Genomic DNA, 15743 nt, shown 5'->3' with positions numbered 1-15743 from the left:
CTGCTACAGGATTTCACGTTAAATTGTTTCCAGGCAAAAGATCCGATACGGGCAATCCCGTTATTGGCAGGTAATCGATACTTTCCGTGCTTTCGTTGATGACGTAAGGGGTATCCCCTATTCCGTCTCCATCCGAGTCTTCACCTGCGTAGTCGCTCCAGGAGTTGCCCACTGTAGTGTTCCAGGAATTTGTTCCGTAATCCACGGCATTGATTTCATTTGCAAACTCGTTCCCGTAGAAAAGGTTTTCAGTAGAATTGCTCAGGAAAATCCCCTCGTAATTCCATTCTACCGTGCTATTGCTCATTATGTTACTTACGGAACGCTCGAAATAGACTCCGAGTTCACTCCCGGTTATTATGTTGTTTTCAAGCGTACTGTTGCTGCATTCCAGCAAAGTGAGAGCTTCATAGGTAATGGTAGATATGATATTGTTCAGGAGAACATTGTCAACCGAACCTTCGACATAAATACCCCTTTCATTTCTTGCAACAACATTGTCTGACAGCACACAGCCGCTTGAATCTATCAGGTCAATTCCGTCCCAGTAGTTGAGGGTCAAAACATTGCTGTACAGGACAGCGCCGTTGGCTTCCCGAAGGAATATACCTACATCATTTCCTATAATGGTACTGTTGGACACCCTGCAACCTTCAGCCCCGTCAATGAAAACTCCTGCCAGGACATCGGGCCAGTCCGCATCGGAGATACTGCCGGTTTCGCTCAGTACACCCAGCACGGAAAAACCTTCAATGGTTACATTGTCAGCAACCACATAGAGTACATCAGCTTCAGGACTATTGGATATGATAAACGTATTTTCAGATTCCCCGGATTCTGAAACTATACTCAGCTCTTTGTAAACTTCCACGTTTTCGGCATATATTCCGGGATAAACGAGAATTGTATCTCCATCTTCTGCGTTGTCAATAGCTTCCTGAATTGTTGTATAATTTGCATCGCCGCTGTCATCTACGGTAAGCGTTGCTCCAGCCCCCGGGGCTGCAGCACTTCCCAGGAAAAATAGGATCACAAAAAGGTTCAACAGCAATTTAATGATTTTCATAATTAAATTCCCCCGACGAGTTCATGTAAAAAACTTTATGCTCCGCTAAAAATAATTATATATTTTATAATTATATTAGATCATAATATAGATTTTGAATCAAAATTTCGGATAAATGGATCTGAATTAAAGACACTCTGAAAATAGAAAAGATCCTGAAAAGAAAAAAGATCTTACAGCAACCTGTTGCCCTAAAAAATAAGAAAAGAAAAAAATAAGAAAAGAAAATACGAAAAATGAAAAAAAGTTAATTTCAGAATTTTTCGGTTATGTAGTCAGCCATAGACTCGAAGATCTTGCGTCCGTCATCGGAGCCGAGCACGGCTTCGGATGCCCTTTCGGGGTGGGGCATGAGTCCGAGGACATTTCTGCTCTCATTCACGATCCCTGCGATGTTTTCAAGGGAGCCGTTGGGGTTGACCTCGTCCGTTACCTTTCCTGCTTCATCAGCATAGCGGAATACGACCCTTTCGTTGTCGTCAAGGTCTGCAAGGGTGGCTTCTTCGGCGTAGAACTGGCCTTCCATGTGGGCAATCGGCATCCTGACGACCTCCCCCTTCCTGAACTTCGAGGTAAAGGGAGTGTCCGCGGTCTCGACCCTGAGATAGGACCCGTGGCACCTGAACTTGGGATATTCGTTGGTGGTAAGGGCTCCTTTCAAAAGCCCGGCTTCGGTGAGTACCTGGAAGCCGTTGCAGATCCCGAGCACGGGTTTTCCTTCAGCTGCCAGTTTTTTTACGGAATCCATAATAGGGGTACGGCCGGCAATGGCTCCCGCCCTCAGGTAATCCCCGTAAGAAAAACCGCCAGGGACCACAACCCCGTCAAAATCGCTCAGGTTTTCTTCCTTGTACCAGACAGTCTCGGCATCCACACCGATGACCTCTTTCAGGACGTGCAGGACGTCCAGGTCGCAGTTAGTGCCTCCGAACTGAACAATGGCAATTTTCATCTTTTTCCCTCAAATCTTACTTTCAGCCTTTTCAAAGCCTTCTCAGCATTTGGATCCTTTAAGCACTTCTTTTGTACTATCCGTGACCTGCTCAGTTCAGCTCTTCGAGCTCGATCCTGTAGTTCTGGACGATGGGGTTTGCGATGAGCTTCTGGCACATCTCATCGACCTTCTGCTCCGCAGCTTCGGCAGATTCGGCTTCGAGCACGATTGTGTACAGCTTTGCGGTCTTCACGCTCTCGGCTGCATAGCCAAGGTGGTCGAGTGCTCTTTTGATGGTTGTGCCTTCGGGGTCAAGCATGCCTGCCTTCTGTTCAATGGTCACTGTTGCCTGGTACTGCATTTTTGTAAGCCTCAATCTTCTGAGTTATTTTATGATCTATGTGATTTTTTATTAATGATCTTTTACTGGATTATTAGTTATTTGAAGATTTTTATTTAAAGATCGTTATTTTGAGATATTTAATGATCCTTTATTTAATGATCATTATTTCGAGATCGTCATTTAAGGATCGTTATTGGATAATCTCTGTGATGCGAGGATCATTTGAAAGTGATGAGCTTCTGCAGGTAATTTATAGGTAAGCAATTACCGGTTGCACCATAATAAATATACGTTGCTTAAAAACGTTGCGTATATTGGAGGGCAGAGATAAAAAGCTTCCTTTACCCGAGGGTTCAGCTCCAAAGTTTTTTAACCTGCTCCTCCTGCCCTGGGGGTTCAAGTCAGAGTTCTTATAAAAGGAATGTACAGAAATAGAAAGTTTTAAGAGTATATAGCCCATATATATAAATGGGGTGATATACTGGACTCAGGTGAAAAGGAAAGCTGGGAATAGGATTTGCATTTGACCAGGCAACTCGTGCTTTGCAAACACGGCGTCCTGCGGGGCAGTAATTGCTGCCGGAAGTACAGGCCAGAAAACAACCTGTACACTACTCGCTGCTGCTGCCAGTACTGTGCAAATTCTATCTGGCTCGGGGACGAGAAAAGCGCGAGGAACCCCTTCGCAGCCCTGGCGAGCGACCCCGCCTATGCTGTAGAGGTGGTTCGGGAAAAGTCCCCGGGTTAAAGAAGTCGAGGCAGGATTTGGTTTCACAGCCCGATAAAAGGAATCAAAAATATACCAAAATTAAAGGAATAAAAACGGAATCTTTTTTTATAGTTCATATGCCCTCCGGAAAGTTCCGAAAAGTAACCCGCATGCAATTCAAGTCCAAAATTCCTCTTTTCTGCTTATCATCCAAATTCAAATTCAAATTCAAATTTCCTCTTTTCCGCTGATCAAAAGATTTTACTTCAGGTAAGGAAGTTTGGGGGAGAAAACCGAAACCTCCGTAAATTCATAGCTTCGCGAAACCCCGATCACCCACCGCTCGTGCCTGCACGAGCGGCTTTTTCATAAAGTTCATGAGTAGAAAAGAGGAGATTTAATTCAAAATTATACTTTGTCGTGGTTGTAATTTAAATTCAAAATTGTACGGTGCCATGATTACTATGATTGGTATTTTAATGCAAAATTGAACTGTGCCATGATTTCCATGATTGGTATTTTAATGCAAAATTGAACTGTGCTGTGATTTATCTTCAAATACAAAACGTTACTGCACTTAAACTCAATTTTCAATGTTGAAAAAGCCGGTCAGCAAGCTGACCGGTGAGAGTGTCGGTACCTGAAAAGCGGATCAAAAAAGGTTTATTGGATAAGTAAATGCCAGGAACACGGTTGCCCCTTAAAGATTATTCCTCTGACGAAAAATGTAAGTTATATATCATATTCCGTAAGCTCATTTGAAGCAAAGTAATAAATATGGAATTAGAGTTTATTGCACCCTCATAAGATCCTGTTCCTAAAAACAGATCCTCAAAAAAGGAACCTGAAAAAACTGATCCTCAAAAAACTGATCCTCAAAAAACTGATCCCCATAAAGGTGCAAACAATGTGCGGAATTGCCGGCGCTACAGGAATCACGGATAGCAGGTCCGGAGTAAGAAAAATGCTTGAAATCCTCGGGCACAGGGGACCTGATGCCTGCGGAATCCATGCTGCAGAAAAGGTCAGCATCGGGAACACACTGCTAAAAATTACAGGGGATATGCCCCAGCCCCTGGTTGGAAGAGGAGCCTTTGTGCTTAACGGGGAGGCGTTTAATTTCCGGGAACTGGCATCCGAAGAGGGGATCCGGACCGATTCCGACACGGAACTGCTTTTTTCAATGATAGAAGCCCGGATAGGAGAGAGAAAGACTCCCATTGAAGCCGTTTATTCCGTCCTTTCCCGCGTAAACGGGGACTTTGCCCTGGCATACGCCTGCGGAAACGAGCTGGTTCTTGCAAGGGACCCTGTCGGGGTAAAGCCCCTTTTTTACTGCTTCAGGAACAATATGGAGAACCGTGAAAGCAACGAGAACACCGGGAACACGAGGAGACCTGAAATTGCCTTTGCGTCCGAAAAAAAGGCACTCTATGCCCTGGCTTCTGGGACCGATGGAAAATATTCAGGGTTCAAACCTTTTCCCCCGGGGCTTGTCCTGAGTATCAATACAGAAAACGTGGGAACCGATGAGAGTTCCCTGAAAATCCGGCCCCCCGAAAGGCGGATTTCCGAAGAAAAGGAAGCTGTTTACAGCCTCAGGGAAACTCTTGAAAAAGCGGTGGGACTCCGCCTAGCCCCCCATTCGGGAATTGCGTTTTCCGGTGGCATTGACAGTGCCCTTGTAGCTGCCCTGGCAAGGGAAAGAAAGCCGGACCTTCCACTCTATGCGGTGGGGCTTCCGGGTTCCCATGATATAGGACAGGCAGAGTACGCGGCAGAAACCCTGGGACTGGAAGACACCCTTATAACCCATCTCCTTTCGCCTGAGGAAATCGAAGCTGCCGTCCCGCAGGTAATTTACGCAACCGAATCCACAGACCCCATGAAAATTTCCATCGGGCTCCCGCTCTACATAGTCTCGAAAATTGCGCGGGAAAACGGGGAAAAGGTGCTCCTTACGGGACAGGGAGCCGACGAACTTTTTGGCGGATACAGGCGGCATGAGGCTTTCCTTGAAGAAGGTGCGGATGTGCTTGACCGGGAAATTATTTCCGACCTTGAAAACATTTCCACGATCAACCTCGAAAGGGACGACATGGTCACCATGGCAAACGCCGTGGAACTGCGGGTACCTTTCCTGGACAGGGAAGTGATAAAAGTGGGGCTTGCAATCCGTCCTGAACTGAAGGTCCTGAAAACGGACGGAGGATACAGCAGGAAACACGTCCTGAGAAAAGCGGCTGAAGGGCTCCTACCTCCCGAACTTCTCCGGAAGGAAAAGAAAGCTATGCAATACGGGACCGGAGTCCAGAAAGTCCTGGATAAGCTCGCCAGGGATGCGGGTTTTCCGAAAAAAGAAGGGCAGCACATAGAAAAATACCTGGTCACGGTTGCCAGGGAAAAGGGTTTCAAGTTCTAACCGATTTTCGAGCTTAACCGATTTTCGAGCTTAACCGATTTTCGAGCTTAACTATAACTTAACCGGAGTTTAAACTGCAGAAAAAAAACGAGAGTTGCAGCCCAGGGACCGGAATACCGAAACAATTTTAATTTTTCAAGCGGTCTGGAAAAAAGCGGAAGCAAATCAATAAGTATAAACAGTTTAATAGTTATATCCCTGCTAAGAGAATTATCACATTAAATTTATAATCAATATTTCAGGGGGAATTCCTTATAAAAATAGCAATTACTGGAAAAGGCGGCGTTGGAAAGACAACTTTTTCGGGTACCCTGGCAAGAATGCTTGCGAGGGACGGATACGAAGTGCTGGCAATAGACGCGGACCCGGACATGAACCTGGCGTCCTCACTTGGAGTCGAGACCCCTCCGAGACCCCTGGCAGAGTACAAGGACCTGATCCAGGAACGGGCCGGGGAAGAGGGAGGAGCTTTTATCTACAACCCGAAAGTGGATGATATCGCCGGCAAGTACGGGGTCATCGGACCTGACGGGGTCAGGATGCTCGTCATGGGCACGGTGGACCGCGGAGGCAGCGGGTGTATGTGCCCGGCTTCAGCTTTCCTGCGGGCTCTCCTGCGCCACCTGATGCTCAGGGATAAGAGCGCCGTGATCCTGGACATGGAAGCCGGAATCGAGCACCTGGGAAGAGGCACAACCCGGGGCATGGACCTTATGATCGTGGTTGTGGAACCCGGGGCCAGGTCCCTGGAAACCGCAGAGAGGATCAAGAAGCTCTCCTCTGAAATAGGGGTAACTAACCTCTTCGCCGTTATAAACAAAGGCGGATCCGAAAAAGTTATTGAAATGCTCGATAAGCTCGGCATTCCGGTCCTCGGGGAAATCCCCTTTGACACCCAGCTCATGCATGCCGACCTGGAAAAGCAAGCCCCCATTGAAGTAGGCGGCGAAGCCGTGGAAGCCATCGGCAAGATCAAAGAAAAGCTGACGGTAATCGTTGAAGAAATCCGGGCCGAAAAAGCAAAAGAAAAGAAAGAGAAGGAGAAGGAAAAAAAGAAGTGAAGTGAAAAGACCGGAAGATTCCGGTCCTGCTTTTTTACCCTGCTTTTTTACCCTGCTTTTTTATCCTGCTTTTTAACCTGTTTCAAGCTGAATTAGACAGAACTCAACCCTGACGGAACTCAACCCTGACCGAAGATAATTTGGGTGCGATTCAGTTGAGATTCAGTTGAGATTCAGTTGAGATTCAGTCGGAATTCAATTAAAATACTTATCAGGAGAATCCTCCATTCCTCCTTCACTGTAAAGGATGGCCAGGAGTTTCAGCTTTTTCTCCCTTATAAGGGCATCAGTCGGATCGATTTCGAGAGCCTTGTCGTAACACTCAACCGCATCTTCTAACTTTCCCATAGCTTCGAAAGAAATGCCTTTCTGATACCAGGCAAAAACGTCCCTGGGGTTGATTTTAAGAACCTTGTCGTAGCATTCTACCGCTTTCTCGAACTTCCCTAAATTGTTGAAGGCAAACCCCATGAGGCACCAGATTCCCATATTATCAGGATCGATCTCAAGTGCCCTGTTGTAGCAGTCCAGGGCTTCTTCGGATTTCCCCATTCTGTCCAGAGAAAAACCTTTCTGGAGCAGGGCATCGGTACAGGCAGGGTCTAATTTCAGGGCTTCATCATAGAGCCTGAGCTTTTCGTCGTAATCATTGGCTTCTCCTGCCTTTTTTAACAGTTGGGGGGGACTCATTACCCTGGATCCGATCTCGGATTTCCCCTTCGAGGCAGCTTTCCCTGTCTCATTTGTCCGGCTTTGTTCAATCCGGTCCTGTTCATCCATTGAATTATCTTCTGTCATTGTGCAACCCTCATGTTCCCCGAATTGGGTTCTATCGGGACCCCCGTAAAATTCATTTTCCATTTTCATACTATTCCTGGAATATGAATAGAGGCTTTAACTCGTGTTTCCTGAGGTTTATACATTCCCGATTCTGATAATATTTAATTATATAGGTCATGTCTTATAATAGCATAGTTTGAAAACCGGAATATTGAGGCAGATTCCCGGAACAGCGTAAATGAAGACCAACCTGCAGGTGCAGTAACCTCAGGGTTAACGACCTGAGGCAGAGCAATCCTTATGTGTAACGACCTTTGGTGCACAGGCCGCAGGTCTAAGATTCCCGGAGGAGTGGGAAAATTCGAGCACAAAACCCTGGTCTCGAAATGCTGCCCGGAAATACTTACAAAAATTCATTCCTGAGCTTTTCTTTTTTCCCGGCTGATTTCGGAAAGAGCTTTGAGTTTGGCTTCCTGAGCAGGAAGAAAACCCGGTTTGATTTCCAGGGCCTTATTGTAACTTTGAAGGGCTTCCCCGTACCTGTGCATTTCGGAGAGGACCAGCCCCCTGTTGTACCAGAGCCCGGGCTCGGCAGGTACGGATTCGAGAGCAAGGTCGTATACATCCAGAGCTTCCTCGAAACGCCCGAGCCCGGAGAGAAGGGTACCTTTGCACGCAAGGGCTTCCAGGTAGTCCGGCCTGATTTCAAGAGCCGAGGTATAGGCTTCCAGGGCTTCTTCTTTCCGCCCGAGAGTTAAAAGAACCGAGCCTTTCCCTGCCCAGGCTTCGGCATATTCCGGGTTCCTCCCGAGGATCCGGCCATAGGTCTCCAGGGCTTCCTCGTACCTGCCAAGTCTCGTCAGGATAACTCCTTTGTTGTCCCAGGCTATCTCAAAAGCCGGTTCGAGTTTGATTGCCAGGTCATAAGCCTCTAGCGCTTCTTCCAGCCTGCCCAGCTTCCCGAGGATTACTCCCCTGTTATACCAGACCTTGTAGTCGTCAGGAACGATTTCCAGCACTTCCCCTGTTAGCTGCAGGGCAGCTTCAAACCTTCCGGCTCTGTCAAGCAGCACGGCTTTCTGGAAAAGGGCAGTGGCATTTTCCGGGTCTTCTTGAAGGATTTCAGAGCAGGTTTTCAGCTCCCCGTAAAGCGGGAGGGAAGCGTAAAGGTCCCTGACCGCCCGGAAAAGGGGCACAAGCCCGTATTCTTTGCCGTTAAACGTAAAAATGCCAGTGGAAGCCTCATAGCTGCAGATATCCGGCACAGGTTCTCCGGAAGCCTCGTCGACAGATTTATTTTTCCTGTCCAGAAACTCCTGAAAAAAAGAATCAAGCCAGGGAAGCGCTTTCAGGTTGAAAGGGGATTCTTCCGCGATCGAAAGTACATACCTAATTTCTTTCCGCTGCTTTTTATTATTCCTAACCCAGAATACCCCTGAGATTTGCCTGAATTCGGTACAGAATTTGCGGACTGCTTCACAGGTATTCCGGGAACCTGCAGGAATGTTCAGCTCCCTGAAGGTTCCAAATGCAGCTGCACAGTGTTCCCTGAGGTCTTCCAGATACCTTTCTGATTTTGAACCGGCTTTGCCTGCTGCTGCCCCCGTTCCTGTCCCCTTTCCATCGTTCATGGTTCACTTCCTCTCTTTCCGGATTATTCGGAAATAATTTCCCTTATTTTCCGGATAAAACGTATTTGAAAACAACAAATTAAGTTCAGGTAAAAAAGGCAATTGAAAGATATTTTAAGAGCTGCCCAGTTCTGTTCAGTCTCATTCAGTCCCTTTCAGTGCCTTTCAACATCATTCATTACATTTTAGTGATTATCAGTGCTTGCTGAAAGGACATAGTTTGGAGTCCTTACTCAAATCGGGTTTGAATCTTCCCTTTGTCGCTATAACAAGATTCACGGCTGAACCGGATTTCACTTTCGTTTCCCATTTAGGGTCTTGCTGGATCACGTCCCCGAACAGGACTCCTGTTACAAAAATGCTCTTTTCGGTAACTTCCCCCACGGTCAACCCGGCATCTTCCAGCATTTCCCGGGCCTGGTCAAGAGGTTTCCTTACAACGTTTGGAACTTCAACGCTGTTTCCAGGATCAGTTCCCACGAACCCAGAATCCACCGGAGTGCTGACTTCACTTTCCACCCCCAGGACTTCTTCCAGCAACTCGATCGCACCACTGATCCGAAGGAGAGTCTCATTCAGGTTCTCCTTCCGGGCTTCAAGTTCAGCAAGAGCTGTTTCAATGTCGCCCAGAACCTTTTGCCCGGACTCGTATTCGTTCCTGAGTTCCTTCAAACGCTTTTCCAGCTGCGCCTTCATATTCTTACGAACCCCTCTATTTTAGGTACATTCAGATTTTGATACATTCCGGTTGAGCCTTTTATCAAACTATTAGTTTTATTCAATAATTCGGCTTTTTATTCAACCCTTTTGATTTTATCCGCTATACTTCCTTATCATCCAACCCATTTTAAGTTTTATATTTTTATGCACCAGTCAGAACACCCCCCTGAAGCCAAAAGAACCCAACGAACCCAAAGAATCCAACTAGCCCTATGAACTCAACGAACCCAAAGAATCCAACTAGCCCTATGAACTCAACGAATCCAACGAATCCAACTAATAGCCCGGGTAAAGAAGGAAATAAAAAAGAACCATTGCTTCTGATTTCTTTTTATTTGATCAGGACAGAGCGCTATAGGAGAAGGCACCATGACGCCACTCAAATTCCACCATGACGCCACTCAAATTCCAAATTCCAGTCATTTTCACAAGGGGGTTACAATACGGAAGCTGCAAGTCCTGAACAAATCGAGGAAATAAACGGATACGGAAAAGAGATAATCAAACTGCTGAAACTTGAGACCTCTCCTGTTGCGGTGGGGCTAGTCCCGAAAGACGGGAAAATCCCCGAGGGGATCAAAAGGACCGAAGGGGGAATGAAGCACTGCCAGATGGTCGACCGGGTGCGAAGTTCCGGAGAAGAATTCTATGCCCTGCTGGACGACCAGACCTGCAAAGGAGGCGCTGCTGCCCTGGGCCTCGGGCACATGCCCCCGAAACTTGCCAGCGGGGATTTTTACTACGAAAAACTGAAACATTTCAGGACCCTGGAAGCCGCCCAAAAGACAATAGAGGGAATTCCGATGCTCGAAGCGGAGTCCATGGTAGGGACAATTTACGCACCCCTGGAAAGCGCAAGTTTCGTGCCGGACGTGGTGGTGATTATCTGCTCTCCGAAGCAGATGATGCTCCTGACCCAGGCAATCCTTTATAACGAAGGGGGCAGGGTTGAAGCCGAGTTTGCGGGCAAACAGAGCATCTGCTCCGATGCCGTTGCCGAACCCTATCTTACCGGCAAGATGGGAATCACCGTGGGCTGCAGCGGGAGTCGGAGGTACACGAATATAGAGGACTCCGAACTGACCGTGGGCCTCCCTGCAAACCTGCTCAAAGACCTGGTTGAGGGGTTGAGAGCGGTTGTCGGGGAAGGCCCGGGGCCGAAATAATCAGCCCCGTATAATTCTTTCACACAAAATGCCGTAAAACAGTCCATGGTTAAAAAAATCTCATAGGCCGGCAGCAAAATCCTGAAACACAAATTCCGGACTTTAGCGCCCCGCAAGCTTTAGTACCCCGAAAGCTTTAGCACCCCGGAAGTCTTAGTACCCCAGGAAATACAGGATCACCGGCAGCAAAATAACCCCCATGGCATGGGATTTCCTGACTTTCATGAAAGAGGGGAGCATCCCGATCGGGGTGGAGATAAGGAAGAGGAAGAACCCGAAGGGGCCTGTAAAGAGCAAGACCATAACGGCAAGCCCGAAGAGGACGCCTGCACAGAGTTTCGAATAATCGAGTTTCCGGAGCACCCGATGGGCGTTGTTTCCTATGTAAACCGTGGAAAAGTAGGAAAAGAGGGAAGCCAGGAGAACTGCAAAAAAACAGAGGAGTACGGTCGGAAGGTCGAAAGCTCCCACACCCAGGATTTCACTTACTGCCGCCATTGCCCCGCTCCGGGTCTTTCCTATGACCAGGAAGGCCACCAGCCCGAAAATCGCATTCGAAGTGTTTACCCCGGAGACCGAGACGATAAATTCCTTTGAACTTTCAAGGAGCTCGGGGTCGGCTTCGGGGTCCCGGAAGAGAGATGTCCCGCTTTTTCCGGTTTCTGCAGCTTTTTTAACGCCTTCCGGACCCGGACCTTCCAGGCCCGGATTTTTCCGCTCAAGATCTTTCCGGTCGAAATCCTCTTTTACGAAGAGCCGTGCCAGAAGAGCCGCAATGGAGGAAGAGACCCCCGGCAGCCAGGCGACCAGGGAACCTGCGGCGCTGCCCGTAAAAATCCCCCTCATAATCCTCTTTTGGGAAAGCTTCAACCCTGAAGTGGACTCCTCGGGAATTTCCGAACCCGTAAACAGGCTTATGACCAGCTGGGAAGATCCGAAAAGCCCGCTGAGGAGGGGCAGGAGTACGGTTGCTGTCCCGAAATTGATGACCGGGGAAAGGAGGCCTTCCCGGGCAAAGGCAAAGAGCCCCAGGAAACCTGTGATCAAAAACAGAAAGAGGGCTGAGATTTTGTACCTGTATTTTGCAAAGAGTCCCTGCTCTGGCACCTGCTCCCCTTTTTCCCCGGCGAGCATTATGAACACAACCGAGAGCAGGACCCAGGCCATGTATTCTTCCAGGAAAGGGTATGCGGCTTTGAAAAATAAGGAGAGGGGCAGCACGAAGAGGAGGGAAGCGGCTACAGAACCCGCACTTCCCAGGGCTGAGAGCCTGACCGCTTCCGCCCCTGCGCCTTCGAGGAGCAGCCTGTGTCCCGGGAGGACGGCAAGGGCTGTGTCCCCGTCGGGAGCTCCCAGGAAGACGGAGGGGATGATATCGTGGAAAGTATGGGAGATGGCATTCGAAAGGACAATGACTACGATGTAAAAGGGAGGAATGCCCTTGTCTGCCAGGAAGGGTGCAAAGGCTACAAGAGCAAGGGCGAAGTTATTCGTGTGAACCCCCGGGAGAAGTCCCGAAAAGATCCCGAGCAGGTAGCCCCCGAAAACAGCGATAAAAAGTAAAGCAAAAGAAATTTCCGGCATTTAGTTTATACCCCCGATCAAGCCTGTAACTCCTTAAGGTCCTGCCTGCAAAGCTATGTCCCTTAAGGTCCTGCCTGCAAAGCTATGTCCCTTAAGGTCCTGCCTGCAAAGCTGTACCCCCTTGAAGCCTGCCTGCTAGCCTGCAACCTCTTAAGGCCTGCCTGCTGGTCCCCCATGTAAATGTTAGACCGTTGCGTCAATCATTCGCGCGGCACCCCGTTGCTGCGGTATCAGTTCAACCTTAGCCCTGCGGCCCTGAAATTAAGTCCCCGGCTGCCGCAACTCCGCCTTATAGGGAGGAGCAGGACCCGGCTGAAAAGCAGTTTGCCTGAACATGCGCCAAACATATTCAAGTTTTTTTCTATATATATAGTTATTTATGACATTGTGAAGTGATACTTGAATAAATTATACTTGACGCTGTGACAAAAAAATGCATATCGGGTGACAGAAAAAGACAGGCACTGGAATGATTCTGGCAAGTTAAGTAAATTTGAATAAAACCGGAAATCCGGAGGGTTTAGGGAATTTTTTGTGTATAAAAAGTTTTCGATGTGTTCAGAAAGATTTTCCAAACCCGATGCCTTTCAGCCCCACATATATAAATAATAATATTTGTAACAGCAAACAATTTAAGTTTCCTGATCAGATCAGTGACTCGAAAATTTTGAATGCGATTTATCACATCAAGGAAAAAGAAAAATCAATTCCATTTATGTTTTATATCTTATAGATAAAGTATTAAATGCAGTTCTAAATGCTATTATTGAAGGGGTTCATGAGAGCATTTAGCTGAAAAACAGCAAAATAAGGGAATATTGAGGTTCGCCATTCCTCAACCCCTTACCTCCATAGGCGATTAAGTCCCTGATGAGGGGCTGGCGAGGTGTGCCATTCCTTGCCCCCCAAAGCCAGATGGACTCAAGGCGGAAACCGGAGAAGATGAGGTTTGCCATATCCTTGCTCTCCGATCCGAAAATCGTCAAAACCCGTGGTAGAAGTGAGACAACCCTCTCTCAAACTTTTTTCCCTCTCACTTCTACTCCACTCCATTTTACTCTTCTACAACCCTCACCCCAGGTCTACCTTATACTCTGCAATTCTCACCCCAGGTCTACCTTATACTCTGCAATTCTTACTCCCGTCTACCTTATACTCTGCCTAATTCTACCCACCATGGCACCAATCACTATTCCAATCACTGTTTCACTCTTATTTTCTTACGCTCTTTCTCCCACCCAGAAGCGTTTTTTCTTCAAGTCCCCAGCCCTTGCAGGAGGGGACATCAATCAGGACAAAATCCGCAGGCTCTTCTCCGGGACTGACTGCCTCGATGTGGAGGGTCTTTGCCAGGTCTGCACGGGCCTGGTCTCCCTGTCTGATCCTCTGCCCGTTGATGAGGAGTTCTCCCGAACCAAGGTAGATGAAAACACGGCGGCACTCGCTGGTCTCATAATGGAGGGTTTTTCCCGGTTCGAGCCCTGCCCTGTAAACTGTCGCATCGGCGTTCATCGGCATGACGTCCGGAAGTCCCTGCCCCGAAACCAGGGGCAAAAACCGGTTTTTCCATTCAGAAGCCTCGAACTTTTTCTGGGAGTATGCCGGCTCCGGGAGGCTCCGGGCAGGATAGATCCAGATCTGGTAGAAGTGCAGGGGCTTGCCCCCCAGGTTGAACTCCGAATGTTCGATCCCGTGACCTGCGGAGATGCACTGCACCTCCCCCTCCTCGAGGACCGTTGAATTGCCCCTGCTGTCCTCATGGGTAATCTCCCCTTCGAGCACGATCGTCACGATTTCCATCTCGGAATGCTGGTGAGTCGGAAAACCCCTGCCCGGTTTCACCGTATCGTCATTGAACACCCGGAGGTCTCCGAACCTGATATTGTCCGGGTCATAATAGTTTGAAAAAGAAAATAGCCAGTAACTTTTCAACCAGCCAAAGTCCGTAAAATGCCTCATTTCTGCCGGAATTATCTTTAGCATAAAAAGCCCCCTGTTAATTGCTTACAAAATTGACGCTACTCCTTCAATACTATAAGATTGCCCCAATACTTGAAGAACATTTGCAAGATGAAGTGAATAAAGATGAAGTGAAAAGAACAGAATAAGCCATAGGATGAAGTGAAGAGAACAGAATAAGCCATAGGATGAAGTAAAGAGAACATAATAAGCCATAGGATGAAGTAAAGAGAATACGGATGAGGAATAGAACATAATAAGCCATATATAGAATCGGTTCTTTTCCTAGTAAAATATCGATCATAAAGAAAAATCTCAGTACCGGAAAACCCATCAAAACGGATTATTCAATACGGACTTCTTAACACGTTTTCCCGTTTTTCACATCCATACCGGGGACCCGGAAGAAAAAAGGATTTCGCATGACTATCAAATGCAAGAAATGCAACAGTGAAGCAATCATTTTTCAGAAATATTCCGGGATGCACCTCTGCAAGAAGCATTTTGTGGAGGACGTTGAGCGGAAGATAAAGCTTACCATCCGGAAAAGCTACAGCATCCGGAAAAATGACGTGATCGCCGTGGCCCTGAGCGGCGGAAAGGACAGTTCGGCGGCCCTCTACATCATGCACAAGATCCTCGGGGAAAGGCCCGACATCGAGCTTGTGGCAATCTCCGTGGACGAGGGAATCGACGGCTACCGCCCTCAGTCCCTGGAAGCCGCAAAGGAGCTGACCGAACAGCTAGGGGTGCGCCATATCATCAAGTCCTTCAAAGAAGAGCACGGGACCACCATGGACGAGATCGCCCTGCAGGAAAGGGAAAAAGGGGCCTGTTCCTACTGCGGGGTGCTCCGGAAAAACATCCTGAACAGGGTAGCCCTGGATATCGGGGCAACAAAGCTTGTCACCGGGCACAACCTGGACGACGAAGCCCAGACCATCCTCCTGAACCACTTCAGAGGAGATATGGAGCGCATGGTCAGGCTCGCTCCCCCGGCTGCCGTGGAAGGGCTGGTGCTCCGGGCAAAACCCCTCAGGAACATCCCTGAAAAGGAAGTAGCCCTCTACGCCCTGGTAAACGACCTGCCCGTGGACTTCAGCGAATGCCCCTACGTGGGAGAAGCCATGAGAAAAGAAATCCGGGAAATGCTAAACGATTTCGAGGCAAAACACCCAGGGACCAGGCACTCCCTGCTCCGCGGCTTTGACAAACTGGTCGGAGCCCTTGCAAAAGAACTCCCTCCCGCCAAGATAGAAAAATGCCGGATCTGCGGAGAAACCTGCACCGAAGACGTCTGCCAGGCCTGCAAACTGCTCGGCAGAGCCTGAAAGGGTTTAAAAAAGGATTTAAGGAAGGATTTAAGAA

Annotated in this window: 15 protein-coding genes; 5 read left to right on the top strand and 10 right to left on the bottom strand. The window is 48.2% G+C overall.

Annotated elements, in window-relative coordinates; genetic code table 11:
• Window positions 1–13: 13 nt before the first annotated feature.
• The 3 genes from ACSAZK_RS17710 to purS all read right to left on the bottom strand — a co-directional run bounded on the left by ACSAZK_RS17710 (window position 14) and on the right by purS (window position 2361).
• Window positions 14–1066 carry a right-handed parallel beta-helix repeat-containing protein gene (locus ACSAZK_RS17710; protein WP_440955330.1) on the bottom strand — a complete coding sequence of 351 codons (1053 nt, stop codon included), beginning with the start codon at window positions 1064–1066 and terminating at the stop codon, window positions 14–16.
• A 253-nt stretch (window positions 1067–1319) separates the two neighbouring features.
• Complete coding sequence (gene purQ / locus ACSAZK_RS17705) at window positions 1320–2018, bottom strand: phosphoribosylformylglycinamidine synthase I (RefSeq protein ID WP_440955329.1); 699 nt, start codon at window positions 2016–2018, stop codon at window positions 1320–1322.
• 91 nt (window positions 2019–2109) lie between these two features.
• Window positions 2110–2361: a phosphoribosylformylglycinamidine synthase subunit PurS gene (purS, locus tag ACSAZK_RS17700; RefSeq protein WP_048178502.1), complete on the bottom strand. Its 252-nt coding sequence runs from the start codon at window positions 2359–2361 to the stop codon at window positions 2110–2112.
• A gap of 505 nt (window positions 2362–2866) precedes the next feature.
• On the opposite strand from purS, the gene ACSAZK_RS17695 reads away from it, so the two are divergent.
• From ACSAZK_RS17695 to ACSAZK_RS17685, 3 genes are all read left to right on the top strand, one after another.
• Window positions 2867–3091 carry a hypothetical protein gene (locus ACSAZK_RS17695; protein WP_440955328.1) on the top strand — a complete coding sequence of 75 codons (225 nt, stop codon included), beginning with the start codon at window positions 2867–2869 and terminating at the stop codon, window positions 3089–3091.
• 868 nt (window positions 3092–3959) lie between these two features.
• Window positions 3960–5474, top strand: a complete 1515-nt coding sequence (locus ACSAZK_RS17690) for an asparagine synthetase B family protein (protein WP_440957060.1) — start codon at window positions 3960–3962, stop codon at window positions 5472–5474.
• Window positions 5475–5707: 233 nt separating this feature from the next.
• Window positions 5708–6535: a nucleotide-binding protein gene (locus ACSAZK_RS17685; RefSeq protein WP_440957059.1), complete on the top strand. Its 828-nt coding sequence runs from the start codon at window positions 5708–5710 to the stop codon at window positions 6533–6535.
• Window positions 6536–6730: 195 nt separating this feature from the next.
• On the opposite strand, the gene ACSAZK_RS17680 is transcribed toward ACSAZK_RS17685, so the two are convergent.
• The 3 genes from ACSAZK_RS17680 to ACSAZK_RS17670 form a co-directional block, all read right to left on the bottom strand.
• The gene (locus ACSAZK_RS17680) at window positions 6731–7333 is read right to left on the bottom strand and encodes a tetratricopeptide repeat protein (RefSeq protein WP_440955327.1); all 603 of its coding nucleotides are present in this window, start codon (window positions 7331–7333) and stop codon (window positions 6731–6733) included.
• Window positions 7334–7728: 395 nt separating this feature from the next.
• Window positions 7729–8946 carry a tetratricopeptide repeat protein gene (locus ACSAZK_RS17675; RefSeq protein WP_440955326.1) on the bottom strand — a complete coding sequence of 406 codons (1218 nt, stop codon included), beginning with the start codon at window positions 8944–8946 and terminating at the stop codon, window positions 7729–7731.
• A 195-nt stretch (window positions 8947–9141) separates the two neighbouring features.
• Complete coding sequence (locus ACSAZK_RS17670) at window positions 9142–9642, bottom strand: PASTA domain-containing protein (RefSeq protein ID WP_440955325.1); 501 nt, start codon at window positions 9640–9642, stop codon at window positions 9142–9144.
• 491 nt (window positions 9643–10133) lie between these two features.
• Between ACSAZK_RS17670 and ACSAZK_RS17665 the strand changes: the two genes are divergently transcribed.
• Window positions 10134–10832 carry a DUF169 domain-containing protein gene (locus tag ACSAZK_RS17665; protein ID WP_440957058.1) on the top strand — a complete coding sequence of 233 codons (699 nt, stop codon included), beginning with the start codon at window positions 10134–10136 and terminating at the stop codon, window positions 10830–10832.
• A gap of 153 nt (window positions 10833–10985) precedes the next feature.
• Here the strand turns inward: ACSAZK_RS17665 and ACSAZK_RS17660 are convergent, their stop codons facing one another.
• The 4 genes from ACSAZK_RS17660 to ACSAZK_RS17645 all read right to left on the bottom strand — a co-directional run bounded on the left by ACSAZK_RS17660 (window position 10986) and on the right by ACSAZK_RS17645 (window position 14399).
• Window positions 10986–12416, bottom strand: a complete 1431-nt coding sequence (locus tag ACSAZK_RS17660; protein ID WP_440955324.1) for a tripartite tricarboxylate transporter permease — start codon at window positions 12414–12416, stop codon at window positions 10986–10988.
• Window positions 12417–12478: 62 nt separating this feature from the next.
• Complete coding sequence (locus ACSAZK_RS17655; protein WP_440955323.1) at window positions 12479–12616, bottom strand: hypothetical protein; 138 nt, start codon at window positions 12614–12616, stop codon at window positions 12479–12481.
• 588 nt (window positions 12617–13204) lie between these two features.
• Window positions 13205–13372 carry a hypothetical protein gene (locus tag ACSAZK_RS17650; protein ID WP_440955322.1) on the bottom strand — a complete coding sequence of 56 codons (168 nt, stop codon included), beginning with the start codon at window positions 13370–13372 and terminating at the stop codon, window positions 13205–13207.
• Between the two features lie 256 nt (window positions 13373–13628).
• The gene (locus tag ACSAZK_RS17645; RefSeq protein WP_440955321.1) at window positions 13629–14399 is read right to left on the bottom strand and encodes a pirin family protein; all 771 of its coding nucleotides are present in this window, start codon (window positions 14397–14399) and stop codon (window positions 13629–13631) included.
• Between the two features lie 398 nt (window positions 14400–14797).
• Between ACSAZK_RS17645 and ACSAZK_RS17640 the strand changes: the two genes are divergently transcribed.
• The gene (locus ACSAZK_RS17640) at window positions 14798–15706 is read left to right on the top strand and encodes a TIGR00269 family protein (protein ID WP_440955320.1); all 909 of its coding nucleotides are present in this window, start codon (window positions 14798–14800) and stop codon (window positions 15704–15706) included.
• The last annotated feature ends 37 nt before the right edge of the window (window positions 15707–15743 follow it).

It is taken from the genome of Methanosarcina sediminis (assembly GCF_052056915.1).
Taxonomy (GTDB): domain Archaea; phylum Halobacteriota; class Methanosarcinia; order Methanosarcinales; family Methanosarcinaceae; genus MTP4.
Note: the sequence above shows the minus strand (reverse complement) of the source record. Positions and strands in the feature narration are given on the sequence as shown.